The organism is Streptomyces sp. NPDC045022 (genome assembly GCF_056432605.1).
Window position 1 is genome coordinate 354,369 of record NZ_JBWKIR010000005.1, and the last position, 24,906, is coordinate 379,274.

Annotated in this window: 20 protein-coding genes; 13 read left to right on the forward strand and 7 right to left on the reverse strand. The window is 72.3% G+C overall.

Annotated features, from left to right (window positions below):
* The first annotated feature begins 34 nt into the window (after positions 1–34).
* Positions 35–1,117 (forward strand): mannose-1-phosphate guanylyltransferase, encoded by a 1,083-nt coding sequence (manB, locus tag AC07C1_RS12875; RefSeq protein ID WP_478938711.1) that lies wholly within the window; start codon positions 35–37, stop codon positions 1,115–1,117.
* 358 nt (positions 1,118–1,475) lie between these two features.
* Here manB and AC07C1_RS12880 read toward each other — a convergent pair whose 3' ends face one another.
* The 4 genes from AC07C1_RS12880 to AC07C1_RS12895 form a co-directional block, all read right to left on the reverse strand.
* Complete coding sequence (locus AC07C1_RS12880; RefSeq protein WP_478938712.1) at positions 1,476–2,498, reverse strand: DNA-3-methyladenine glycosylase family protein; 1,023 nt, start codon at positions 2,496–2,498, stop codon at positions 1,476–1,478.
* Positions 2,499–2,610: 112 nt separating this feature from the next.
* Positions 2,611–3,933 (reverse strand): coenzyme F420-0:L-glutamate ligase, encoded by a 1,323-nt coding sequence (locus AC07C1_RS12885; RefSeq protein ID WP_478938713.1) that lies wholly within the window; start codon positions 3,931–3,933, stop codon positions 2,611–2,613.
* A complete protein-coding gene (gene cofD / locus AC07C1_RS12890) occupies positions 3,930–4,889 on the reverse strand; it encodes a 2-phospho-L-lactate transferase (protein WP_478938714.1) in 960 nt (319 codons plus the stop codon). Before cofD ends, AC07C1_RS12885 begins: the two co-directional genes overlap by 4 nt.
* A gap of 67 nt (positions 4,890–4,956) precedes the next feature.
* Positions 4,957–5,463, reverse strand: a complete 507-nt coding sequence (locus tag AC07C1_RS12895; protein WP_478938715.1) for a cysteine dioxygenase — start codon at positions 5,461–5,463, stop codon at positions 4,957–4,959.
* 675 nt (positions 5,464–6,138) lie between these two features.
* Here AC07C1_RS12895 and AC07C1_RS12900 point away from each other — a divergent pair.
* The 3 genes from AC07C1_RS12900 to AC07C1_RS12910 all read left to right on the forward strand — a co-directional run bounded on the left by AC07C1_RS12900 (position 6,139) and on the right by AC07C1_RS12910 (position 11,808).
* Positions 6,139–6,402, forward strand: coding sequence for a WhiB family transcriptional regulator (locus AC07C1_RS12900; protein ID WP_010986447.1), 264 nt, complete (start codon positions 6,139–6,141; stop codon positions 6,400–6,402).
* Positions 6,403–6,613: 211 nt separating this feature from the next.
* A complete protein-coding gene (locus AC07C1_RS12905) occupies positions 6,614–10,294 on the forward strand; it encodes a glycosyltransferase (protein ID WP_478938716.1) in 3,681 nt (1,226 codons plus the stop codon).
* Positions 10,291–11,808, forward strand: coding sequence for a DUF5719 family protein (locus AC07C1_RS12910; RefSeq protein WP_478938717.1), 1,518 nt, complete (start codon positions 10,291–10,293; stop codon positions 11,806–11,808). The genes AC07C1_RS12905 and AC07C1_RS12910 overlap by 4 nt, the downstream gene beginning before the upstream one ends.
* 167 nt (positions 11,809–11,975) lie before the next feature.
* Here the strand turns inward: AC07C1_RS12910 and AC07C1_RS12915 are convergent, their stop codons facing one another.
* Positions 11,976–12,431, reverse strand: a complete 456-nt coding sequence (locus AC07C1_RS12915) for a metallopeptidase family protein (RefSeq protein WP_478938737.1) — start codon at positions 12,429–12,431, stop codon at positions 11,976–11,978.
* A 332-nt stretch (positions 12,432–12,763) separates the two neighbouring features.
* Here AC07C1_RS12915 and AC07C1_RS12920 point away from each other — a divergent pair, with 332 nt between their 5' ends.
* The 6 genes from AC07C1_RS12920 to AC07C1_RS12945 all read left to right on the forward strand — a co-directional run bounded on the left by AC07C1_RS12920 (position 12,764) and on the right by AC07C1_RS12945 (position 18,941).
* Positions 12,764–13,141, forward strand: coding sequence for a DUF3499 domain-containing protein (locus AC07C1_RS12920; protein ID WP_478938718.1), 378 nt, complete (start codon positions 12,764–12,766; stop codon positions 13,139–13,141).
* Between the two features lie 145 nt (positions 13,142–13,286).
* On the forward strand, positions 13,287–14,651 hold the full coding sequence (locus tag AC07C1_RS12925; protein WP_478938719.1) for a phosphomannomutase/phosphoglucomutase: 1,365 nt from the start codon (positions 13,287–13,289) through the stop codon (positions 14,649–14,651).
* Between the two features lie 362 nt (positions 14,652–15,013).
* Positions 15,014–15,184, forward strand: a complete 171-nt coding sequence (locus tag AC07C1_RS12930) for a Trm112 family protein (protein ID WP_014673093.1) — start codon at positions 15,014–15,016, stop codon at positions 15,182–15,184.
* Between the two features lie 199 nt (positions 15,185–15,383).
* Positions 15,384–16,511 carry an SIS domain-containing protein gene (locus AC07C1_RS12935; protein ID WP_478938720.1) on the forward strand — a complete coding sequence of 376 codons (1,128 nt, stop codon included), beginning with the start codon at positions 15,384–15,386 and terminating at the stop codon, positions 16,509–16,511.
* Between the two features lie 149 nt (positions 16,512–16,660).
* Positions 16,661–17,812, forward strand: a complete 1,152-nt coding sequence (gene manA, locus AC07C1_RS12940) for a mannose-6-phosphate isomerase, class I (RefSeq protein ID WP_478938721.1) — start codon at positions 16,661–16,663, stop codon at positions 17,810–17,812.
* Positions 17,813–17,960: 148 nt separating this feature from the next.
* The gene (locus AC07C1_RS12945; RefSeq protein ID WP_478938722.1) at positions 17,961–18,941 is read left to right on the forward strand and encodes a cation diffusion facilitator family transporter; all 981 of its coding nucleotides are present in this window, start codon (positions 17,961–17,963) and stop codon (positions 18,939–18,941) included.
* A gap of 34 nt (positions 18,942–18,975) precedes the next feature.
* On the opposite strand, the gene lepB is transcribed toward AC07C1_RS12945, so the two are convergent.
* Positions 18,976–19,665, reverse strand: a complete 690-nt coding sequence (gene lepB / locus AC07C1_RS12950) for a signal peptidase I (RefSeq protein WP_478938723.1) — start codon at positions 19,663–19,665, stop codon at positions 18,976–18,978.
* A 479-nt stretch (positions 19,666–20,144) separates the two neighbouring features.
* Here lepB and ahcY point away from each other — a divergent pair, with 479 nt between their 5' ends.
* The gene (gene ahcY, locus AC07C1_RS12955) at positions 20,145–21,602 is read left to right on the forward strand and encodes an adenosylhomocysteinase (protein WP_478938724.1); all 1,458 of its coding nucleotides are present in this window, start codon (positions 20,145–20,147) and stop codon (positions 21,600–21,602) included.
* A 151-nt stretch (positions 21,603–21,753) separates the two neighbouring features.
* Complete coding sequence (locus AC07C1_RS12960) at positions 21,754–22,368, forward strand: hypothetical protein (protein WP_478938725.1); 615 nt, start codon at positions 21,754–21,756, stop codon at positions 22,366–22,368.
* A gap of 46 nt (positions 22,369–22,414) precedes the next feature.
* Here AC07C1_RS12960 and AC07C1_RS12965 read toward each other — a convergent pair whose 3' ends face one another.
* Complete coding sequence (locus tag AC07C1_RS12965; protein WP_478938726.1) at positions 22,415–23,344, reverse strand: RDD family protein; 930 nt, start codon at positions 23,342–23,344, stop codon at positions 22,415–22,417.
* Positions 23,345–23,487: 143 nt separating this feature from the next.
* Between AC07C1_RS12965 and AC07C1_RS12970 the strand changes: the two genes are divergently transcribed.
* A complete protein-coding gene (locus AC07C1_RS12970; protein ID WP_478938727.1) occupies positions 23,488–24,495 on the forward strand; it encodes a stage II sporulation protein M in 1,008 nt (335 codons plus the stop codon).
* Positions 24,496–24,906: the final 411 nt, after the last annotated feature.

Genomic DNA, 24,906 nt, shown 5'->3' on the forward strand with positions numbered 1-24,906 from the left:
TTCGGCCGGTCCCGGCAGGAAGCAGAGACGACAGGTGACAGAAGCGATCCTCCTGGTCGGCGGCAAAGGCACCCGGCTGCGCCCGCTCACGGTGCACACTCCCAAGCCCATGGTCCCGGCCGCCGGGGTGCCGTTCCTCACGCACCAGCTGGCGAGAGCGAGAGCGGCGGGCGTCGAGCACATCGTCCTCGCGACGAGCTACCTCGCCGAGGTCTTCGAGCCCTACTTCGGCGACGGCGCCGCCCTCGGCCTGCACATCGAGTACGTCACCGAGGACGAGCCCCTCGGCACGGGCGGCGCCATCCGCAACGTGGCCTCCCGCCTGCACTCCGGTCCCGACGACCCGGTGCTGATCTTCAACGGCGACATCCTGACGGGCCTGGACATCAGGGCCCTGGTCGACACCCACGAGTCGACGGGAGCGGACATCTCCCTGCACCTGACCAAGGTGACCGACCCGCGCGCCTACGGCCTGGTCCCGACGGACGGGACCGGCCGCGTCCTCGCCTTCCTGGAGAAGCCGCAGACGCCTGCGGAGATCGTCACCGACCAGATCAACGCGGGGGCGTACGTCTTCCGCCGCTCGGTCATCGACACGATCCCGGCGGGGCGCCCGGTGTCCGTGGAACGGGAGACCTTCCCCGGCCTCCTCGCCGCCGGCGCCCACCTCCAGGGCCTGGTCGACTCCACGTACTGGCTGGACCTCGGCACCCCGGCCGCCTTCGTGCGCGGCTCGGCCGACCTGGTCCTCGGCCGTGCCCCCTCCCCGGCCGTCCCCGGCCGCTGCGGCGACCGGCTCGTCCTGCCCACGGCGACGGTCTCTCCCGACGCCAAGCTGACGGGCGGCACGGTGGTCGGCGAGGGCGCGTTCGTGGCGGAGGGCGCCCGCGTCTTCGGCTCGACCATCCTCCCCGGTGCCGTCATCGAACCCGGCGCCGTCATCACCGACTCCCTGATCGGCACCCGCGCCCGCGTCGGCGAACGCTCCGTCCTCACCGGCACGGTGATCGGCGACGGCGCGGTCGTGGGCGCCGACAACGAGCTGCGCGAGGGAGTACGGGTGTGGTGCGACGCCCGCATCCCGGCGGGCGCGGTGCGCTTTTCCTCCGACCAGTAGCCGAGCGGCAGTGCCGCTGCCCGCGAATCGGCGCACCCGTCCCCCCCAACTGCCCAACTGCCCAGCTGGTCAGCTGCGGGCAGTCGAGCCGCTGGGGCGGCACGGGTGGGCGCAGCGGCACCCGACCGGCGCCGGTGAGCGACCCGACCCCCGGCCGCCCGCGGCGCAGGGCACCCCACCGGCACGGCCCAGCCAGACGCCCTGCTCAGCCACAGCACAGCGCACCACGAGACAGTCGGCGGAGCCGAAGGCACCGGCACAGGTCAACCACGAAAGCGCGGGTCGGCGAGGACAGGGAACGGCACAGGGCAACCACGAAAGCGCCGGTCGGGAAAGAAAGGCACCGGCACAGGGCGCCTCACAGCAACCCGATGTCCACCCGAGGCATCTTCGGCGCCCGCCGAGCCGGCACATGCCCACTCAGCAGAATCAGCCGAGCCGCCCGATGCCGCTGCCCGGCGTACGGCTCGAGCAACCGAAGCATCACCCCGTCGTCGGCATGACGATCCCCCGCGAGCGCCCACCCCACGATCCCCGGCAGATGCAGATCCCCCACCGTCACCGCATCCGGCGCCCCGTGGCTGCGCTGCACGACCTCCGCCGACGTCCACGGCCCGATCCCCGGCACGACCTCCAGCCGCGCCTGCGCCTCGGCCGCCGGCATCCCCACGGCCTGCTCCAGCCGCGCAGCGACCCGCACGGCCCGCAGAATCGTCGAGGCCCGCTTGTCGTCGACCCCGGCCCGGTGCCACTCCCAGGAGGGGATCAACGCCCAGGTCCGTGGCGCGGGCATCACCCACATCGGCCGTTCACTCACCCCCGCGGGCCCCGGCGCCGGCTCCCCGAACCTCCGTACGAGCAGCCGCCACGCCCGGTACGCCTCATCGGCCGTGACCTTCTGCTCCAGCACCGATGGGATCAAGGACTCCAGAACCAGCCCGGTCCGCGTCAGCCGCAACCCCGGCCGGCGGTGCCGCGCCAGCGCCACCACCCGGTGCCGGGGCGCGAACGCGTCCGGGTCGTCGGCCGCGCCGAGCAACTCGGGCAGCCGGTCCAGCAGCCACTCGGCACCCGGCCCCCATGCCTCGCCGAGCACCTCACCGTCGTACGCGCGCACGCGCAGCGTGCCCGGCCCGGCGGGGGTACGGGTGGCCCGCCATACGGACCCGTCCGCCGTGGCCCGGAACGTCGGATCGCCGGGCCCGCGCCGGAGCGGCCCGAGTACCAGCCCGAGGTCGAGCGGCCCGTCCGGCACCCACCGTCGTACCCGCACCGGTGCCGTCGCCTGCCGCGGTATCCCGGCGCCCGCCCCCGCGGGTACGCCGGCCTGCCCGCCGCGCACGGTCGTACGCGTGGGACGCGGGGCGAAACGTCCTGCCACTGGTGAGGTCCTAGGGTGCGGGGGCTTGTCCTACGAGACTAGGCGGTCGTAGCGGAACGAGTGCGCGGAACCCGCGCGGCGCCCACGCGCCGAACTCGCCCACGCGCAGAACTCACCGCACCTCGACGAACGCCCCCGCGTCCCGCTCCGGCCGCGTTCTCGGCTCCTCCGCCGGATGGCCGACCGCCACCGCGCCCATGGGGTCCCACTCCGCCGGCAGCCCGAGCACCTCGCGCACCACGTCCCGGCAGAACATCGTGGACGACACCCACGCCGAGCCCAGCCGCTCCCCGGCCAGCGCGACCAGGAAGTTCTGCACGCCCGCGCCCATCGCGACGACGAACATCTCCCGCTCGGCGCCGTCCCGCCGCGCGTCCCCGTAACGGTGGGAGCCGTCCATGACGAGGCACGGCACGACGAGGTAGGGCGCGTTGCGCAGGACGTCCCCGCGGCGGACCCGCTTGGTGATGGACTCCTCGCTCCTGCCGTCCCGGCGCAGGTCGGCGATCCAGGCGTCCCGCATCGCGTCCAGCAGCCGTGTCCGGGACTCCTCCGACTCCAGAAGCACGAACCGCCACGGTGTGGTGTGGTGCGGGGCGGGCGCGGTGACCGCCGCCGCCACCGCGCGCCGTACCGCGCCGGGGTCCACGGGTTCATCGGTGAAGGCCCGTACCGTGCGCCGCTGGGCGACGGCCTCCCGGACCGCCTCGGAGGTGCCGAGCCGGAACATGTCGTCGCGCGCGGAGCGCACCAGCGCCCGCGCGCCCTCACCGCCCTCGTCCCCGTCACCCCCGCCGTCCACCACGTGGGGCAGTCCGCGCACCACGGCGACCGGCAGCCCGGCCGCCTTGCCCTTGACCAGGTCACCCGCGGCGGCCAGCTCGTCCGCCGTGGCCACGACGGTCGCGCTGAGCGGATTGCCGTACGCGTCCGTGCTCCCGCGCAGATCGTCCAGCACGCGCACCCCGGCGGCGCCGATCGCCACGTCCGTGAGCCCCGCGCGCCAGGGACGCCCGAAAGTGTCGGTGACGACGACACCGACGTTGACGCCGAGGGCGTCGCGCAGGCCGGCGCGGATCGCGCGCGCGGACGCGTCCGGGTCCCGAGGCAGCAGGAGCACGGTGCCGGCGGGGGTGTTGGAGGCGTCGACCCCCGCGGCGGCCATGACCAGGCCCTGCCGGTTCTCCACGATGCGCAGCGGGCCGCGCCGGGCCACGACCCGGACCGTCTCGGCGTCGATGGCCGCCTCCCGGTCGGCCGCCCGCACGATCCGGCCCTCGGCCTTGGAGACGATCTTGGAGGTGACGAGCAGCACGTCTCCGTCCGCCAGACCGGGCCCGGCGGCGGCGATCAGCTTGGCGAGATCGTCGCCCGGCTGCACCTCCGGAATGCCCGTCAGGGCCCGGACCGTGTACTCCGGGCGCTCCTCGCTCACGCCTCCCGCACCTCCTCGGCCAGTGCCAGTGCCTCCCGGGCCATCTGCGCGGCCGCGTCCACATCGGTCATCATCAGCGGTACGGCCCGGCAGCGGATGCCGTCCGCCTCGACCCGATCGACCACGGCCGCGTCCACCGTGTCCACCAGCCAGCCGTCCAGCAGCCCGGAGCCGTAGTGCTCGGCGACCGCGGCGGCCGTGGACTCCACGCCGACCGCGGCGAGCACCTTGTCGGCCATCCCGCGCACGGGCGCGTCCCCGACGATGGGGGACAGGCCGACCACGGGCACGCCCGCGTCCGCGATGGCCTCCCGGATGCCGGGCACGGCGAGGATCGTGCCGATGGACACGACCGGGTTGGACGGCGGGAAGAGGATGACGTCGGCCTCGGCGATGGCCTCCAGGACGCCCGGCGCGGGCTTGGCCTGCTCGGCGCCGACCGGGACCACGGCCTCGGCGGGTACGGAGGCCCGCAGCCGCACCCAGTACTCCTGGAAGTGGACGGCCTTGCGCTCACGGTCGGCCTCGACCGCGACATGCGTCTCCACGCGGTCGTCGGTCATCGGGATCAGCTTCACGCCCGGCTTCCAGCGGTCGCACAGAGCCTCGGTGACCGCGCTCAGCGGATAACCGGCGCCCAGCATCTGCGTCCGCACGATGTGCGTGGCGAAGTCCCGGTCGCCGAGCCCGAACCAGTCCGGGCCCACGCCGTAGGCCGCCAGCTCCTCCTTGAGGTGGAAGGTCTCGTCGGTCCGCCCCCAGCCCTGCTCCTCGTTGATGCCGCCGCCCAGCGTGTACATCACCGTGTCCAGGTCCGGGCAGACCTTCAGCCCGAAGAGGTGGATGTCGTCGCCGGTGTTGCCGATCACGGTGACGTCCGCGTCCGGCACGGCCCGCTTCAGACCGCGCAGGAAACGGGCACCACCGATGCCGCCTGCCAGAACCACAATGCGCATGGGCCAAGTCTCGCAGGCGGGTACGACAACGCGTCAGGCAGTCGGCGCGTCGGAGGCGGGAAAGATGTCAGGCCGACACCGCACGCGGCTCGGTGCGCGCCTCGCAGTGCGGTGAGGCGTGCATCGGCATCTCGGTCAGGCCCGGGTAGTAGACGTGCAGGCTCACGGCCGGCTCGAGCGCGTCGTTCACCACCTCGTGCACGTACCCCGGCGCGAACACCCGCTGTGCGTCCGCCGCCAGCGCGCGCGTGCCCCGCTCGGTGCGCTCGGTGAGGGTGCCCTCCAGGACGGTGAGGACACCGGAGGAGCGGCCGTGGTCGTGCGGTCCGCTGCCCTGTCCCGGCACCCAGGACAGCAACCACACCTCGTAGCCGGGGCCGGTGCGCAGCCGGTGGTACCAGCGGGTGGTGGCGTCGTAGCGGACCAGGTGCGCCCACTGGGAGCGGTCGGCGGCGATCGAGCGGGCGAGCCCCGCGAACTCGGCGACGGTGGCCGGGTGCTCGCGCGGCGGCTGGAGCAGGTGCGGGACTTCGAGGATGTCGCCGGCGATCTGGAGGTCGTTGTCGCTGTTCATCGGTCGGTGGTCCTCGGCGGGAGATGTGGGGGGCCGGAGCTGGGGTGACGCGTACGGTCCGCCCGGGTCACGGGCGGGCGGGATGCCCTGGATGAGGGATCACCGACAGGGAAACGCGACCGAGTCGGGATGGACTCGGGAACAGCCGGAGCGAGCGTGGCTCAACAGCTGGAACAGCGACAACAGCTACAGCGTGCGCGGGCGGCACCATGGGACCCGGCGGTGCGGGTCGAGGTGAGTGCCAAGTTCGCGAGCATGCCCACTAGGACACCGGTTCACACTCGCAGTGTCAACTCGGCGCCCGGTATGTGGGACATGTTTCACCTCATCCGGTTCATCTGTCAGGTGAAAGGTTTGTTCACCGGGATGCCGGGACACATGGGGCACATCCGAGCGCGCGAGCCTCGCGGAACGCGATCGAACACGGGGGCGTCCTCCTACGTACAGAGACCTGTACGGGATTCGGTCGCCTCTCGGGTCTCGTTTGTGTGTCAAGGTTTATGGCGATTTGAACACTTTCCGCACGGCCTTGGTTCCGCAGAGTGAATAACGGGCCCAATAGCAGATCTCGGCTTGACTCGCCCGGAGCAGCACACTTGTAATTTCACTCGTGTCGTTCAGCCGAAATCGGTAACGGCTACGCACGGGGACGTTGAAGACAGACGAGGGGCGCACATGACCGAGCTGGTGCAGCAACTGCTGGTCGACGACGCGGACGAGGAACTCGGCTGGCAGGAGCGCGCGCTGTGCGCCCAGACCGACCCCGAGTCCTTCTTCCCCGAGAAGGGCGGCTCCACCAGAGAGGCGAAGAAGGTCTGCCTCGCCTGTGAGGTCCGCTCCGAGTGCCTCGAGTACGCCCTCGCCAACGACGAGCGCTTCGGCATCTGGGGCGGCCTGTCCGAGCGCGAACGCCGCAGACTCAAGAAGGCCGCCATCTGAGAACACGCGCCCTCGCGCGTGCACGCGCACATGCGTACACATCCGAAAACGTCACGAACGGCCCGTCACCGGTGGGTTATCCACAGGCGGCGGGCCGTCGTCATGGCCAGCCGATAGTGTGGTCGCTCGTCCGAGGCGCCCCGCTGTCCCCTTGACGCACGAGGAGACAGAGGCGTCCACCGCAGTCCATCGAACCGGGGCCCGTACCTCGATGTCCGTGCACAGCCATGCAGCAGCACAACACGACGCTGCCACCGCCGTGTTTGACCCGTCCCGCCCGCCCGAGTTCCCGCGTCATGTGGTGACCGCGGTCCTCGTCTCCCACGACGGTGCCCGCTGGCTGCCCCACGCGCTCGCCGGCCTGCTCGGCCAGGAGCGCCCCGTCCAGCACGCGGTCGCCGCCGACACCGGCAGCGCGGACGACTCCGCCCAGCTGCTCACCGACGCCCTCGGCGACGGCAATGTGCTGCACCTCGCCCGCCGCACCGGCTTCGGCCAGGCCGTGGAGGAGGCGAGCCGCATCGCCCCGGTCCTCACCCCCGAGGAGCTGCCGTACCTCAAGCGCCCGAGCGGCTGGGACCCGGTCACGCGCTCGTGGCGCGACGACGCCTACGACCTGCCCGAACTGCCGCACGGCGAGCCCATCCAGTGGCTGTGGCTGCTGCACGACGACTGCGCCCCCGAACCCGACGCCCTCGCCCAGCTGCTCCGGGTCGTCGACAACGAACTCGAACTCGGCCGCGACGACGTGGCGGTCGTCGGCCCCAAGCTGCGCGGCTGGTACGACCGCCGGCAGCTGCTGGAGGTCGGCGTCTCCATCGCCAACTCCGGCCGCCGCTGGACCGGCCTGGACCGCCGCGAACAGGACCAGGGCCAGCACGACCACGTCCGCACCGTGCTGTCCGTCTCCACCGCCGGCATGCTCATCCGCCGCGACGTCTTCGAGCGGCTCGGCGGCTTCGACCGCCGGCTGCCCCTGATGCGTGACGACGTCGACCTGTGCTGGCGCGCCCACACGGCCGGCCACCGCGTCCTGGTGGCCCCCGAGGCGGTCGTCCGGCACGCCGAGGCCGCCTCCCGCGAGCGCCGCACCGTCGACTGCGCGGGCCGCACCACCGCCTCCCCCCACAAGGTCGACAAGGCCGGCGCCGTCTACACCCTGCTCGCCAACACCCGTACCGCCACCCTGCCCTGGGTGCTGCTGCGGCTCGTCCTCGGCACCCTCCTGCGGACCGTCGCCTACCTCGTCGGCAAGGTCCCCGGCCAGGCCGTCGACGAGATCCGCGGCCTGCTGAGCATCCTGCTGCGGCCCGAGCGGATCATCGCCGCCCGGCGCCACCGCGGCCCCGCGCAGGCCGACAAGGGCGAACTGCGCCGCCTCTTCCCGCCGCCCGGCGCCACCGTCCGGGCCACCGTCGAGCAGTTCGCGGGCAACTTCACCAGCGGCTCCGACACCGACACCTCCTCGGCCGGCCGGCACGGCGGCGCCGTGGAATCCGGGCCCGGCGGCGACGACGCCGAGTTCCTGGAGGTCGAGCAGTTCGCCCGGCTCAAGCGGATCGCCCGCAAACCCGGCCCGGTGCTCTTCCTCGTCCTGCTCCTGGTCTCCCTCGTCGCCTGCCGCGCCCTGCTCGGCGGCGGCGCACTCGCGGGCGGCGCCCTGCTGCCCGCCCCGGCCGACGCCGGCGACCTGTGGTCCCGCTACCTCGATGCCTGGCACCCGGTCGGCGCCGGCGGCACCCCCTCCGCACCGCCCTATCTCGTGATCGTCGCCGGCCTGGCCTCCCTCCTGTTCGGCTCCACCGGACTCGCCGTCACCGTCCTGCTGGTCGGCTCGGTACCGCTCGCCGGATGCACCGCCTACTTCGCCTCCCGGCCGCTGGTCACCTCCCGGCTGCTGCGCGCGTGGGCGGCCATCGCCTACGCCTTCCTGCCCGCCACCACCGGCGCCCTGGCCGGCGGCCGTATCGGCACCGCCGTCCTCGCCGTGCTGCTCCCGCTCATCGCGCGCGCGGGCATCGCCGCGAGCGGCCTCGCGAACCGCTCCGGCGCGCGCGGCAGCTGGCGCGCCACCTGGGCGTACGCGCTGTTGCTGACCCTCACCACCGCCTTCACGCCGATCGTCTGGCCCCTCGCGCTCGTCCTCGGCCTCGGCGTGCTCGTCCTGCGCCGCGGTGACCTCCCCGCCCACGGTCTGCGCTTCCTGGCCCAGCTCGGCACCCCGCTGCTCGTCCTCGCCCCCTGGTCGCTGACCCTGCTCCCGACCGGCTTCTTCCAGGAAGCGGGCCTGGAGTACGGCCCCTCGACCGCCTCCGCGCTGGATCTGCTCGGCGCCAGCCCCGGCGGCCCCGGCACCGTGCACGGCCTGATGCTCATCGGCGTCGTGCTGGCCGCCCTCGGCGCGCTCCTGCGCTCCGAGCGGCAGCTGGGCATCCGCACCGCCTGGGCCGTAGCGCTGCTGGGCCTCGTCTTCGCCGTCCTGTCCAACCAGTCGACCTGGGCCGGCCCGGCCACCCTCGTCTACGGCATCGCCCTGCTGGCCGCCGCCGCCCTCGGCGCCGACGGCGCACGCGCCCGCGTGGCCGAGCAGAGCTTCGGCTGGCGCCAGCCCGTCGCCGCCCTGATCGCCTTCGCCTCCGCCGCCGGCCCGCTGCTCGTCGCCGCCGGCTGGATGATCGGCGGCGCCGACAGCCCCCTGGAGCGCCGCGACCCGGCCCAGGTGCCCGCGTTCGTCGCCGAGGACTCCACCGGTGGCGACCAGGCGCGCACCCTCGTCCTCGACAGCGACTCCACCGCGCGCGTGCGCTACACGCTGGTCCGCGACGCGGGCGCCCGCCTGGGAGACGCCGAACTGGCCGCCGCCGACGGCGAGAACGCACGCCTGGCCAAGGTCGTCGCCAACCTCGTCGCCGGCTCCGGCGCCGACCAGGCCGATGAACTCGGCGGGTTCGCCGTGCGCTACGTCCTCGTCCACAAGGGCGCACCCCGCGAGATCACCCGCGTCCTCGACGCCACACCCGGCCTGGGCCGGCTCAGCCAGCAGGACGGCAGCGCCCTGTGGCGCGTCGACCAGGAGGTCTCCCGCGCCGCCATCGTGGCTGCCGACGGCTCGGGCAAGGCCCAGCCGATCACCGCGGGACCGGTGGAGGTCCACACGACGATCCCCTCCGGCTCCGGGCGCCGTGTCCTGCGCCTGGCCGACAGCGCCTCCGACGGCTGGACGGCCACCCTCGACGGCAGGACGCTCACCCGTACCACCGTCGACGGCTGGGCCCAGGGCTTCCAGCTGCCCGCCGGCGGCGGCCGGCTGGACGTCGTCCACGACGACCCGATGGGCCACACCGCCTGGCTGTGGGCGCAGGGCGCGCTCGCCGTCGTCCTGGTCGTCCTCGCCCTGCCCGGCCGCCGCCGAGACGTCGACGACGACCTCCCCGAGGAGCAGCCGCTGCCCGCCCAGGCCACCGCCGGCGAGGGCCGCCGCGCCCGCCGCCTGCGCGCCCAGGCCGAGGAACCGGCCGCCGAGGAGCAGCCCGGCACCCCGCCGCCCTCGGCGCAGGCCCCGGCCGCCGTACCCCACCAGCAGTCCTACGACGAGTGGGACCCGGGCACCTACGCGAACACCGGGTACACCGGCTACGGAGCCGACCAGTACCAGGGCGGCGAGCAGTACCAGACCCCCGGCCACGACCAGCAGACATACCCGCCCGACCCGTACCAGGCGGCCCCCTACGACCCTTACGCCTACGGCGGCACGGCCGACGGGACGCCCTACGATCCGGCGGCCTATCAGCAGGGCTACGACCCGGCGTACGACCCCGCCCAGCAGGGTTACGACCCGGCCCAGCACCCCCACGGCACCGGCAGCGAGCGCCCCGACGGGAGCCAGCAGTGAACCGCACCACCCTGTCCCTGATCGCCTGCACCACCGCGCTGGCCGCCGTCACCGCGTTCGCCGCGTTCGACACCCCGCCCGCGTCCGGCGCGTCCGCCCCCCAGGCGGCCGCCCAACTGCCCGTGGAACGCACCAGCCTGCTGTGCCCGGCCCCGAGCATCTCGGACATCGCCGACACGTCGTACACCTCGTTCACGCCCGTCACCAAGGGCGCCGCCAACAGCGGCAAGGCCCAACTCCAGGCGGCGGGCGAGCAGTCGGCGGACGGCACGGGCGGCGCCCGGAAGAGCCAGAAGGGCAAGGACGCCAAGAAGCAGGCGGACCAGCCGGTGCTCACACCGAAGGCGCCGGGCACGCCGGTCACCGGCGACACCTCCGGTGCGGACGCGCCCGCCCTGATCGGCACCGCTGACGGGAAGTTCGCGCCCGGCTGGACCGTCCAGGAGACCACCGAGGTCGCCGCCGGCACCGGCCGCGGCCTTCAGGGCGTCACCTGCACGGCCGCCGACACCGAGTTCTGGTTCCCGGGTGCCAGTACGGCCACCGGCCGCACCGACTACGTGCACCTGACCAACCCGGACGACTCCGCAGCCGTCGTCGACATCGAGCTGTACGGCAAGGACGGCGCGATCAAATCCCCACTGGGGGAGAACCTCACGATCAAGCCGCACACGAGCGAGCCGATCCTGATCTCCACGCTCACCGACGAGCACCAGGGCGACCTGACCGTGCACGTCAGCGTGCGCAGCGGACGGGTCGGCGCGACCGTGCAGGCCCTGGACGACAAGACCGGCGGCGACTGGCTGGCCGCGGCCACCGACCCGGCCGGCAGCCTGGTCCTGCCCGGCATCCCCAAGGACGCCACCGACGTCCGCCTGATCGCCTTCACACCCGGCGGCGACGACGCCGACCTGAAGGTCCGCCTGGCCTCGCCCGACGGCCCCATCACCCCGGCCGGGAACGAGACCCTGCACGTCAAGTCCGGCATGACCACCGCGACCGACCTCGGCGACGTCACCCGCGGCGAGGCGGGCTCCCTGATACTCACCTCCGCCGACCAGGCCGTCCCGGTCGTCGCGGCCCTGCGTGTCGTCCGCGGCAAGGGCGACAAGCAGGAGACGGCCTACATCCCGGCCACGGCCCCCGTCGGTACCCGCGCGACCGCGGCCGACAACAGCGCCAAGGGCACGACCCTCGCGATCACGGCGCCCACCGCCACCGCCACGGTCAAGGTCACGGCCTCGGCGGGCAGCGAGGGCGGCACCGCGGTGACGAAGTCGTACACGATCAAGTCCGGCACCACCCAGAACATCGACGCCCCGCGCCCGTCCGGCCTGACGGGCACCTACGCCCTGACCGTGGAATCCGTCTCCGGCGGCCCGGTCTACGCCTCCCGCACCCTCTCGGCCACCGAGGCCGGCATCCCCGGCTTCACCATCCAGACCCTCCCGAACGACCGGGGAACGGTGGCGGTGCCGAACACGGATGAGGACCTGTCGGTGTTGCAGAAGTAACCGCGCCGGGAAACGGCGATCACACCCTGGCAGCCGCGGCGGTGACGCTGGGTGCGCAGTCGCTGCGGGGAGTGGCACCGTGCCCTCCGCGGCTGCGCTCGCGGTCGTGGGGGCGACCAGAGCCGTCAGCGCGGTCAGCCGTGCCGCTGCCACGGCACCACGGCGCCCTACTCCTCCCCGTACCGGGGATCCACCGTCTCCGGCGTGAGCCCCAGCAACTCCGCCACCTGCTCCACAACCACCTCATGCACCAGCGCGGCCCGCTCGTCCCGCCCCTTGGTCCGGATCTCCACCGGCCGCCGGTACACGACCACCCGCGCCCGCCGCCCGTCACGCGCGGGGACGGTTCCGCCGAGCGGCACGGCGTCGTCCCCCCACCCCGCCTGATCACCCCGGCCCTCCGGCCGAGGCACCTCCAGCACGACGAAATCGATTTCCGCGAGCTGCGGCCACCGCCGCTCGAGGCGGTCCACGGAGTCCTGCACCAGATCCGCGAACACCTCGGCACGGCTCGCCGCCAGCGGCACCTGCGGCGGTGCGATCGGCCCCCGCATGCCCCGCCCGTGGCGATCACGGCGACGGGGCCCGGGGCCGGCGGCACTGGGCGGTACACGGTTGTCCATCACTGGTGAAGCGTAGTCCCCGCACGCTCAGCCCGCCCGACCCCACGCGGCAACCGGTCACCGGCACATCCCCTGTCACACGTTGACCATTCCGGCCAAGGTCTGGCTCGTTTCCGTAACCCTCCAAGACCGTCGAACTCAAGGCAATTGACAGTGTTTGTGCCGACTCATGACCGGACGCAGTACCGCCCCGGATTCGCCGCGAACCCGAACGGGCAGGTCAGTGCGGCCTGTTGGAAGGGGCGTGTGGGGTGTTTCACAGTCCGACACAGTGGAGTGACCTGGGGGAGAGTCGTCGCGGCCCGCTCAAGAGTGCGGTACCGTCCAACGTCGTGAGCCCTGTACGTCGCTGTTCGCGCACCGCCTGCGGCCGACCCGCCGTCGCGACGCTGACGTACGTCTACGCCGACTCGACCGCGGTCCTCGGCCCGCTCGCCACCTACGCCGAACCCCACTGCTACGACCTGTGCGCCGAGCACTCCGAGCGCCTCACCGCCCCGCGCGGCTGGGAGGTCGTCCGCCTCCTCGACGGTTCCGCTCCCGCGCGGCCCAGCGGAGACGATCTGGAAGCGCTTGCCAACGCCGTGCGCGAGGCGGCCCGCCCCCAGGAGCGGGCGGCCGGGGCGGGCGGCGGCGGAACCCGCACGGTGGACCCCATGGAGGTCGCCCGCCGCGGCCACCTGCGGGTCCTGCGCTCGCCGGACAACTGAGCCACCGCACGCCACCCCCCTCACCCCGGCCCTGTCCTCGGTCACGGCTCGGAGACCCTTGTGCGTCCACCAGGTGTCCGCTCACCTGCCCTCACCTCCGGCGGGTAGTTTGTGGGCACCCATAGGACTTTCAGGAGGGTTGGCCGTGGCTGCTGATCTGTCGCAGATCGTGAAGGCGTACGACGTACGCGGAGTGGTGCCGGACCAGTGGGACGAGGCGCTGGCCGGGCTCTTCGGTGCCGCCTTCGCGGAGGTGACGGGTGCGGCGGCGATCGTCGTCGGTCATGACATGCGGCCCTCGTCCCCAGGCCTGTCCCGGGCCTTCGCGCGCGGCGCGGCGAACCGCGGCGTGGACGTCACCGAGATCGGCCTGTGCTCCACGGACCAGCTGTACTACGCCTCGGGCGCGCTGAACCTGCCCGGCGCGATGTTCACGGCCTCCCACAACCCGGCCCAGTACAACGGCATCAAGCTGTGCCGCGCGGGCGCCGCGCCGGTCGGCCAGGACACCGGCCTCGCGCAGATCCGCGAACTGACCGAGAAGTGGCTGGAGTCGGGCGCCCCCGAGCCGGTCGCCGAGCCGGGAACCCTCACCGCCCGCGAGACGTTGGAGGACTACGCGGCGCACCTGCGCTCCCTGGTCGACCTGGCCTCCATCCGCCCGCTGAAGGTCGTGGTCGACGCCGGCAACGGCATGGGCGGCCACACGGTCCCCACGGTCTTCGCCGGCCTGCCCCTGACCCTCGTCCCGATGTACTTCGAACTGGACGGCACCTTCCCGAACCACGAGGCCAACCCGCTCGACCCGGCCAACCTCGTGGACCTGCAGAAGCGGGTCCCGGCGGAGGGCGCCGACCTCGGTATCGCCTTCGACGGCGACGCCGACCGCTGCTTCGTCGTGGACGAGCACGGCGACCCGGTCTCCCCGTCCGCGATCACCGCCCTGGTCGCCGCGCGCGAACTGGCCCGCAACGGCGGCAAGGGCGCGATCATCCACAACCTGATCACGTCCCGCACGGTTCCGGAGGTGGTGCGGGAGAACGGCGGAACCCCGGTCCGCACCCGCGTCGGCCACTCCTTCATCAAGGCCGAGATGGCCCGCACCGGCGCGATCTTCGGCGGCGAGCACTCCGCCCACTACTACTTCAAGGACTTCTGGAACGCGGACACGGGCATGCTGGCCGCTCTCCACGTCCTCTCCTCCCTCGGCGGCCAGGAGGGCCCGCTCTCCTCCCTCGTCGCCCAGTACGACCGCTACACGGGCTCCGGCGAGATCAACTCCACGGTCGCCGACCAGGCCGCCCGCCTCACCGCGATCCGCACCGCGTACGAGGGGCGCACCGATGTCACCCTCGACGACCTCGACGGCCTCACGGTCGCCGCGGCCGACTGGTGGTTCAACGTCCGTCCCTCCAACACGGAGCCCCTCCTCCGGCTGAACGCGGAGGCGAAGGACGAGGCCACGATGACCAAGATCCGGGACGAGGCCCTCGCGATCATCCGAGCCTGACCCGCCCCACCGGTCGAGCCGCCTGCCGTCGCCCGCCCCGGCCCACCGAGCGAACCGTCCGCCGCGCTTCCGGGCCAACCGGGCCGGGCGCCTGCCCGCGCTCCAGCCCAGCGGCCGGAGGCCTGCCTCGCTTTCCAGCTCACCGAGTCGGGCGCGCACCTCGCTTTCCAGCTCACCGAGTCGGGCGCGCACCTCGCTTTCCAGCTCACGGGCCCGGATGGCGGGTTGGCAGCGAACCCAGGGGCCAGGGGCGTGCCCCCCGGAGGGCAGGGGAAACCGGCCGAACCCACCGGCCCGGCCCCACCGGCGGTACGCTGACCAGCAGATCCACATAGCCGTACCCGCCTCCGAAGGGACACCCCATGCCGCTCGAAGCCGGCCTCCTGGAGATCCTCGCCTGCCCGGCCTGTCACGCCCCCCTGAAGGAGCAGGACACCGAGCTGATCTGCACGGGCCAGGACTGCGGCCTCGCCTACCCCGTCCGCGACGGCATCCCGGTCCTGCTCGTGGACGAGGCCCGCCGCCCGGAGTGACGAGGCCGTTCACCTCCTGACGACGAGGCGCTGCCACTCCTACGGGACACGGCCCCGCCCTTCGCAGACGCGGGGCCGCCACTCGCGACGGTGACACTTCACCCACTCGCAACGGTGACACTCCGCCCGTAGGCGACGAGGCACCCCCTCGCGCCCCACCCCCGCCCAGGACCCCGGCGATCGGAAGAGGCTGCCGCTCATGCTGGACGAATCGCTGCTCGACACCCCGGAGGGCCTCGCCGAGGCCGACCGCCGAGGCCTGCTGCGCGGCGCGGCGGAGGCCGGCGCCCGCGTTCGCACCGCCGCCCGGCACGCCACCGAGGCCGGTATCGGCGACCTCAAGCCCGACGGCCGCCCCCGCGCCGTACTGATCGCGGGCCCCGGCGCCGCCGCCACCCACACCGCCGACCTCCTCGGCACACTGGCCGGCGCCGGCAGCCCCGTGGTCCGTCTGCCCCCGATCGGCGTCGCCCCGGCCGCGGGCGCCCTGCGCTGGGAACTCCCGGGCTGGGCCGGCTCCGTCGACCTGCTCCTGATCGCCACCCCGGACGGCAGCGAACCCAGCCTGTCCCTCCTCGCCGACCAGGCCTACCGCCGTGGCTGCTCGGTCGTCGCCGTGGCACCGCCCGGCACCCCGCTCGCCGAGGCCGTCGCCGGCGCGCACGGCATGTTCCTGCCGATGGCGACGGCGCCGTACGACCAGGAGGAACCGCTCGCCGCGTCCTCCCCGGGCGTCTTCTGGGCCCTGCTGACCCCGCTCCTGACGCTCCTGGACCGCGTCGGCCTGCTCAGCGCCCCGCCGGACGTCCTGGAGAAGGTCGCCGGCCGCCTGGACCACATCGCGGAGCGCTGCGGCCCCGCCATCGCGACCTACAGCAACCCGGCCAAGACCCTCGCCGCGGAACTGGCCGACGCGCTTCCCGTGGTCTGGACGGAGGGCATCTCGGCCGGCCCGGCGGGCCGCCGGTTCGCCGCCGCCCTCGCCGAACTCGCCGGCCGCCCCGCGCTCGTCGCCGAACTCCCGGAGGCGCTCGCCGCGCACAGCGCCCTGCTGGCCGGCCCGCTCGCCGCCAGCGCCGACCCGGACGACTTCTTCCGCGACCGCGTGGAGGAGCCTCCCGCGCTGCACGCGCGCGTAGTGCTGCTCCGCGACCGCCCGATCGGCGGCCTCACCGCCGCCCCCACCGCCCGCGACGTGGCCCTCAGCCATGACACGCCGATCAGCGAACTCGAACCCGAGGAGGGCGGCGAGCTGGAGACCCTCGCGGAACTGATCGCCGTCACTGATTTCGCCGCCGTTTACCTGGCGCTCGCTTCCAGGGCCTGACCTTGGCCCCGGGCCGGACAACCCGCGCCCGCGACCGGCACAGCGACCGGTACGGGACCGGCACAGCGACCGGTACAGGAACAGTCACAGCGCCCCGGGACAGGCCCGGCGGCGGCTGAGCAGCGTACGCACGGAGACACAGAGGACTCATGGACCGCCTCGACAACACCATCCGCCCCTACGCCTGGGGTTCTCCCACCGCCATCCCGCACCTCCTCGGCGTCGAGCCGACGGGCGAACCCCAGGCGGAGATGTGGATGGGCGCCCACCCGGGCGCCCCTTCGCGCGCCAGGCGCGGAACGCTCGTCGAGGTCATCGAGGCCGACCCGGAGCAGGAACTCGGCGCCCGCGCGGTGGCCAGGTTCGGCCCCCACCTGCCCTTCCTGCTCAAGCTCCTCGCCGCCGGCGCGCCCCTCTCTCTCCAGGTGCATCCCAACCTGGAGCAGGCCAAGGAGGGTTACGCCGACGAGGAGCGCCGCGGCATCCCGATCGACGCCCCGCACCGCAACTACAAGGACGCCAACCACAAGCCCGAACTGATCTGCGCCCTCACCGAGTTCGACGGCCTGTGCGGCTTCCGTGACCCGGCCCGGGCCGCCGACCTGCTCGACGGCCTCGGCGTCGGCTCCCTCAAGCCGTACGTCGATCTCCTGCACGCCCACCCCGAGGACGCGGCCCTGCGCGAGGTCCTCACCGCGATCCTCACCGCCGACCCGGATGAGGTGACCCACACGGTGGCCGAGGCGACCGCCGCCTGCACGCGCCTCGGCGGCGACTACGCGCCCTATGCCGACATCGCCCACCACTACCCGGGCGACCCCGGCGTCATCGCGGCCATGCTGCTCAACCACGTCCGTCTGCAGCCCGGCGAGGCCCTGTTCCTCGGCGCCGGGATCCCGCACGCCTACCTCAGCGGTCTCGGCGTCGAGATCATGGCCACCTCCGACAACGTCCTGCGCTGCGGTCTGACGCCCAAGCACGTCGACGTCCCCGAACTCCTGCGGGTCGTCCGCTTCGAGGCGAGCGACCCCGGCGTGCTGCGCCCCGAGGCATCCCCGGACGGCGAGGAGGTCTACGAGACGCCGATCGACGAGTTCCGGCTCTCCCGGTACGTCCTGCCCGAGGGCGGCAGCGCCCACGACGTCACCCGGGACGCCCCGCAGATCCTGCTCTGCACGGCGGGTTCCGTCCGGGCGGGCGAACACGAGCTGGGCCCTGGTCAGTCGGTGTTCGTTCCGGCAGGTGAGAAGGCGGAGATCTCGGGCACGGGCACCCTCTTCCGCGCCACTGTGATCGTATGACCGGGGTTGTGGATACCTGACGAGCCGGTGCCCGGCCGGGCTGCAAGAATGACCCACCGGCAAAGGCCGGGCAAAGCCGGGCACACGTCTGGAAGGCGTGGACGTACGAGGGCGACTGTCGCCAGAGGCGAAGGGACAACGCGGAAACATGAGCGCGTCAGGCGGTACCAGGGCGATCGTGGCGGCACTCGGCGCCAACCTCGCGATCGCGGCATCGAAGTTCGTGGCGTTCGCGTTCAGCGGCTCCTCCTCGATGCTCGCCGAGGGCGTCCACTCGCTCGCCGACTCCGGCAACCAGTTCCTGCTGCTCGTCGGGGGCAAGAAGGCCCAGCGCGAGGCGACTGCGCAGCACCCCTTCGGCTACGGCCGCGAGCGGTACATCTACGCCTTCCTCGTCTCGATCGTCCTGTTCTCCGTCGGCGGCATGTTCGCCATCTACGAGGGCTACGAGAAGATCCGCCACCCGCACGAACTGGAGCACTGGTACTGGCCGATCGGCGTCCTCCTCTTCGCGGTCATCGCGGAGGGCTTCTCCTTCCGCACGGCCATCAAGGAGTCGAACGAACTGCGCGGCAAGCTGTCCTGGTCGCAGTTCATCCGCCGCGCCAAGGCGCCTGAGCTGCCGGTCGTCCTCCTGGAGGACTTCGGCGCGCTCATCGGTCTGGTCCTCGCCCTCGGCGGAGTCAGCCTGGCCCTGCTCACCGGCGACGGCGTCTGGGACGGCATCGGCACCGTCTGCATCGGTGTCCTGCTCGTCCTCATCGCCCTCGTCCTGGCCGCCGAGACCAAGTCGCTGCTGCTCGGCGAGGCCGCCGGCATCGAGGAGGTCAAGAGGATCGAGTCCGCGATCGTCGACGGCGACACGGTCACCGGCGTCATCCACATGCGCACGCTGCACCTCGGCCCCGAGGAACTGCTGGTCGCCGCCAAGATCGCCGTCGAGCACGACGACACGGCCGCCGAGGTCGCGAAGGCCATCAACGCCGCCGAGGCCCGTATCCGCGCCGCCGTCCCCATCGCCAGGGTCATCTACCTGGAGCCGGACATCTACAGCGAGACCGAGGCCGCCAAGGGCCCGGACCCGGAGGCGACCCCGGGCGGCCCGAACCCGCACGCGGCCGGCCAGTGAAGCCCGAACCGCGGACTTCGTACGGTGCGAGCCCTCACACCTGAGTCGGCTCCATGGGCCAAGGCGCCGGCGGCACCGGCGCCTTCCGCCGCCGTACCGCCAGGGCGCCGATCCCCAGCCCCACGCCGATGAGGACCATCACCACGCCGGCGAGCAGGGCCGTACCCAGCAGGGCCAGGACCGTACGATCGTCCGTCACCCGCCCGCGCACGGCGGCCACGGGCACGGTCCCGCCGTGGTCCGAGGCGAAGAAGCGTGAGTCCATCGAGTCGGCCCGGTGGTCGCCCAGCAGGAACAGCCGGCCCTGCGGCACCTTCACGTCGTACGGCCGGTGCACACCGTCGGCATCGCCCCCGCTGACGTAGGGCTCATCAATCGGTTTTCCGTTCACGGTGACCCGCTCGTCGCTCCCCACGAGGGTGCAGCAGGCCACGCGGTCGCCGCCCACCCCGATCACCCGCTGCATGAAAACGCCCGCGGTCCGGTAGCGGTCCGGCGCCGAGAACATCACGACGTCACCACGCCGCACCTCGCTCCCGTCCACCCGCTCCCACACGATCCGGTCACCCGGCTCGTACGTGGGCGTCATGCTGTGGCTCGGCAGGGTGCCGATGCCGTACGCGCTGCGCCCGTAGCCGTAGGCGCCGAGGCCCAGCACCAACCCCAGCAGCCCCACCATGAGCGCCGCGATCCCCAGACCCCTGCCGCGCCCTTTGCCCGGCATGTCCCGTCCTCCCACGCGGCCCATCCGCGGCGCGGAGAATAGCGGCTCTCTGCGAACGCTCCGCGCGAACCCCACGTGCGGAGCCGTACGGGCCCGCGGCCGACCCGAAGAGGCAAAACCCCAGTTCACACGGGCCTGCCGGCTCCGGACCCGCTCCTGTTCCACTGCTTCCGCACAACCACCGGTGCCCCCTCCTGCCCTCCCGCCGCTCCTCGAATCCACCTCTCGTACGGCTCGAAGCATGCGAAGGCGGACTGGGGACGACCGGGTCCGCCGGTGTAGCTTGGGACGGAGCCAGACGTCGCTGCTGATGGCGGTCGGGCGGTCCCACGATGGACCGGCCGAGGGAGAGAGGGCCTCCGACGGACTGCGCTGCGCGTACGCGGGCATGCCAGTGTCCTCTTCTCGGGCATCCCTGTGTCCGCCGCCGCGCAGACCAGCCGTACCCACCTCGCCCCAATCCCGAGGAGCAGCTCGCAATGACGACTGTCGACAACCGACAGGACTTCAAGGTCGCCGATCTCTCGCTGGCCGAGTTCGGCCGCAAGGAGATCACCCTCGCCGAGCACGAGATGCCCGGCCTGATGGCGATCCGCAAGGAGTACGCCGAGGCACAGCCGCTGGCCGGCGCCCGCGTCACCGGATCCCTGCACATGACGGTGCAGACCGCCGTCCTCATCGAGACCCTGGTCGCCCTGGGCGCGCAGGTCCGCTGGGCCTCCTGCAACATCTTCTCCACCCAGGACCACGCGGCCGCCGCCATCGCCGTCGGCCCGAACGGCACCCCCGACAACCCGCAGGGCATCCCGGTCTTCGCCTGGAAGGGCGAGACCCTGGAGGAGTACTGGTGGTGCACCGAGCAGGCGCTGACCTGGCCGGACAGCCCCACCGGCGGCCCGAACATGATCCTCGACGACGGCGGTGACGCCACGCTCCTCGTCCACAAGGGCGTCGAGTACGAGAAGGCCGGCGAGGTCCCCGCCCTGGAGACCGCCGAGTCCGACGAGCACAGCGTCATCCTCCAGCTGCTCCACCGCACCCTGGGCGAGAACCCCCAGAAGTGGACCCAGCTGGCCTCCGAGATCCGTGGCGTCACCGAGGAGACCACCACCGGTGTCCACCGCCTGTACGAGATGCAGCGCGAGGGCTCCCTCCTCTTCCCGGCGATCAACGTCAACGACGCCGTCACCAAGTCGAAGTTCGACAACAAGTACGGCTGCCGCCACTCTCTGGTCGACGGCATCAACCGCGCCACCGACGTCCTGATCGGCGGCAAGACCGCCGTCGTGTGCGGCTACGGCGACGTGGGCAAGGGCTGTGCCGAGTCCCTGCGCGGCCAGGGCGCCCGCGTGATCATCACCGAGATCGACCCGATCTGCGCCCTGCAGGCGGCGATGGACGGCTACCAGGTCACCACCCTGGACGAGGTCGTCGAGACCGCCGACATCTTCATCACCACCACCGGCAACAAGGACATCATCCTTGCGTCGGACATGGCGAAGATGAAGCACCAGGCGATCGTCGGCAACATCGGTCACTTCGACAACGAGATCGACATGGCCGGCCTCGCCAAGATCCCCGGCATCGTCAAGGACGAGGTCAAGCCGCAGGTCCACACCTGGACCTTCCCGGACGGCAAGAAGATCATCGTGCTGTCCGAGGGCCGCCTGCTGAACCTGGGCAACGCCACCGGCCACCCGTCGTTCGTGATGTCCAACTCCTTCGCGGACCAGACCCTGGCCCAGATCGAGCTGTACACCAAGCCGGACGAGTACCCGATCGGCGTCTACGTGCTGCCCAAGCACCTCGACGAGAGGGTCGCCCGCCTCCACCTGGACGCGCTCGGCGTCAAGCTCACCCAGCTGCGCCCGGAGCAGGCCACGTACATCGGCGTCGAGATCGACGGCCCGTACAAGCCGGACCACTACCGCTACTGAGCAGCCCGGCTCAGCCCGTGGCGAGCGCGTCGGCGCGGCCGACGCGCTCCTCAGCGGCAGTGCCTCCGAGGCAGGCCCCCGCACCCCCGTGCCGGGGGCCTGCCCCTTTGGCCGCTGCGGCCCGACCAGCCCGTCAAGATCCAGGACCCTCATGCCCCGCGGCCGCTATTCGCTCCACGATCCGCACGATCACACCCCCCTCGCAGAAGAGCACTTCCAGTGCGCCCCCGGCCCGTCCGGCTGGCGCTACGTCTCTCAGCTGACGACCCCCGCGGGCGACCACCGCGGCTCGGTCGACCTCGCCCTGGACGACCTCGGCCGCCCCATACGCCTCGAACTTCACGCGGGAGGCTGGCAGGTGCGCGGCGCCGCCCTCGACGGCGTGACCTGGGTCCGCACCGACCCCACCGGAACCCATGCCACCGAAGGCAATGTGCGCGCCCACGCCTTCACCGGCACGTCCCCCGCCTTCCTCGTCGCCACCGCCCGTCTCCTGCGCCTCACCCCCTCTGCGACCGCGACCCGCGTACGCCTGGTGGCCTTCACGGATCCGGTCCTCGCCCCCCGCACCGTGGACCAGTCCTGGGCTCTGCTGAACAGCGAAGCACACGCCACTGACAACGGCCCGTTGACCGTGGACGAATACCAGGTCACAGCCCTGGACACCGGCGAACAGCACTCCGTCCACATCGCCGGCGACGTCGTGCTGGCCGCGCCGGGGATCGAGCTGGAAGACCTCCGGTCACCGCCATCGCGGTTCGACTGAACGCCGCGCGCACGGACCGAGCGCCCGCACTGAGCACCGCGGCCTACTAGGCCGGTGGCGCGAATCCGGTGGCCGGACGGCCGGCAGCCGGCTCGTCCGCCGGCGGCACCGGCGCCGCCGACGGTGCGAGCGGGGTGTGAGCCGGGGGCGCGGACGGGACGACGGGGACCTGGGCCTGGGACGCCGTCCGGGGTTGTTGCGTCCAGTCCTGAACCGGGGCGAAAGCACCGGCACCGAACGCCTGGCGGGCCTCCCGGGACTGCCGTTCGTGCACCACGGCCGCCAGGAAAGCGGCTGGAGGAACCCCCTGCGGCGCCGGCGTCCCCGTCGACACCGCGAGGTCGTCGGCGAGCCGCTGCGCCATACCCTCGGAGACCTGCGGATCGAGCTGCTGCATACGGGTCAGGTACTGCCGGACGGCAAGCCACAGTCCGTCCGGAACCGCCGACAGATCCAGCCCGGTGAACCGGCCCGCGAGCCATGGAGGCGGAGGCGGCACGAAACCGGTCCGTCCGACGGGTATCCGCTCGCGTACGACCAGGGTGCCCGCGAACACGTCTCCGAGCCGCCGCCCGCGTGCCGAAATCAGCGAGGCGATGCAGGCCACCACCCCGAACGTCATCAGGATCTCGACGACACCGATCGCACCCCGCACCAGCGCGTGCCGGAACCGGATCGGCCCACCGTCGTCCCGCACCACCCGCAGCCCCAACGCCAGCTTCCCCAGCGAACGCCCATGACTGAGCGTCTCCACCGCGATGGGCCCGCCGACTAGCACCAGCAGAAACGCCGCGATCGACAACGCCATCTGCGCGGCCTCGTCCAAAGAAGACGTCGTCGCCACCAGCACCACGGTCACCAGGATGTACCCGACCATGGCAGCCGCCAGGTCGAGCAACACCGCCAACGCCCTGCTCGGCAGCTTCGCCGGTTGTAGCTCGAGGGCCACCGCCTCGCCGGTCACCAGCTCACTCACGCCCGCCGTCCTTCCCTGGCCCACCCCGTGGACCGCAAGTCTGCCAAGCTGTGGGCGCATCGCGCCGCAGTACGACAAGCTGACAGCATCCACGAGCATTCACGACAAGCAGCCGGCGACCAGCCGAGGAGCAGGCAGACCCGATGGACCTGGACGTCTTCGTCTCGATACACCGTGCCGAATGGGATCGCCTCGACGCTCTGCTTCGCCGTCGGCGCCGTCTCAATGGAGCCGAAGCCGACGAACTCGTCGCCCTCTATCAGCGCACCGCCACCCACCTCTCCCTCGTCCAGTCCAGCGCTCCGGACCCACAGCTGACCGGAAGGCTGAGCCAACTCGTGGCACGCGCGCGTAGCGCCGTCACCGGAACCCGCCGCGCTTCATGGCGTGACGTCACTCGCTTCCTGGGCCAGGGCTTCCCCGCCGCCGTCTACCGCGCACGCCACTGGTGGGTACCCACCGCACTCGCCTCCACAGCCGTCGCGATCCTCCTGGGCTGGTGGATCGGCACCCACCCGGATGTGCAGTCGTCCATCGCGGCCCCCAGCCAGCTGCGTGAGCTGACCCGCCCAGGCGGCGAGTACGAGACCTACTACTCCAGCCACCCGGCGACCTCCTTCGCCGCCCAGGTGTGGACGAACAACGCCCAAGCAGCCGCGATGTGCCTGGTCCTGGGCGTCTTCCTGGGACTGCCGGTCCTCTTCATCCTCTTCGAGAACATGCTCAACCTGGGCGTCGGTTTCGGCCTCATGTCCTCGGCCGGCCGCCTCGACACCTTCCTGGGCCTGATCCTGCCGCACGGCCTCCTCGAACTGACCGCGGTCTTCGTCGCCGCCGGGACGGGCCTGCGCCTGGGCTGGACGCTGGTCGACCCCGGACCGCGCACCAGGCGCACCGCTCTCGCGGAAGAGGGACGATCGGCGATCGCCATGGCCATCGGTCTCGCCCTGGTCCTCTTCGTCTCCGGCGCCATCGAAGGCTTCGTCACCCCCTCCGGCCTGCCCACGTGGGCCCGCATCGGCCTGGGGGTGACGGCCGAGCTGGCATTCCTGACGTACGTGTACGTCCTGGGCGGCCGCGCGGCGCGCGGCGGCGAAACGGGCGACCTCGAAGCGGGGGAGCGCAGCGCCTCCGTACCCACCGCCGCGTGATGTGCATCCAGCCCCTGTGAGCTGCTAGTCTCCTCTTCGCCCCGCAAGAGCCGTTGACACGGAAGGCGTGGGGAGGTAGATTTAAACAGTTGCCTAGAACTGGACAAGTTCGGAGGCGGCCGCTAGGCTCTACTTCGCTTCCGGGAAGTCCCTCGAGACCTCCCGAAGGAGCATCCTCCCGATAACTCGGAAATGAGTGGCCGGTCAGACCGGCCGAGAACTTCTGATAAAGTCGGAATCGCCGGAAAGGGAAACGCGGAAGCGGGAACCTGGAAAGCACCGAGGAAATCGGATCGAAAAGGTCTGATAGAGTCGAAAACGCAAGACCGAAGGGAAGCGCCCGGAGGAAAGCCCGAGAGGGTGAGTACAAAGGAAGCGACCGTTCCTTGAGAACTCAACAGCGTGCCAAAA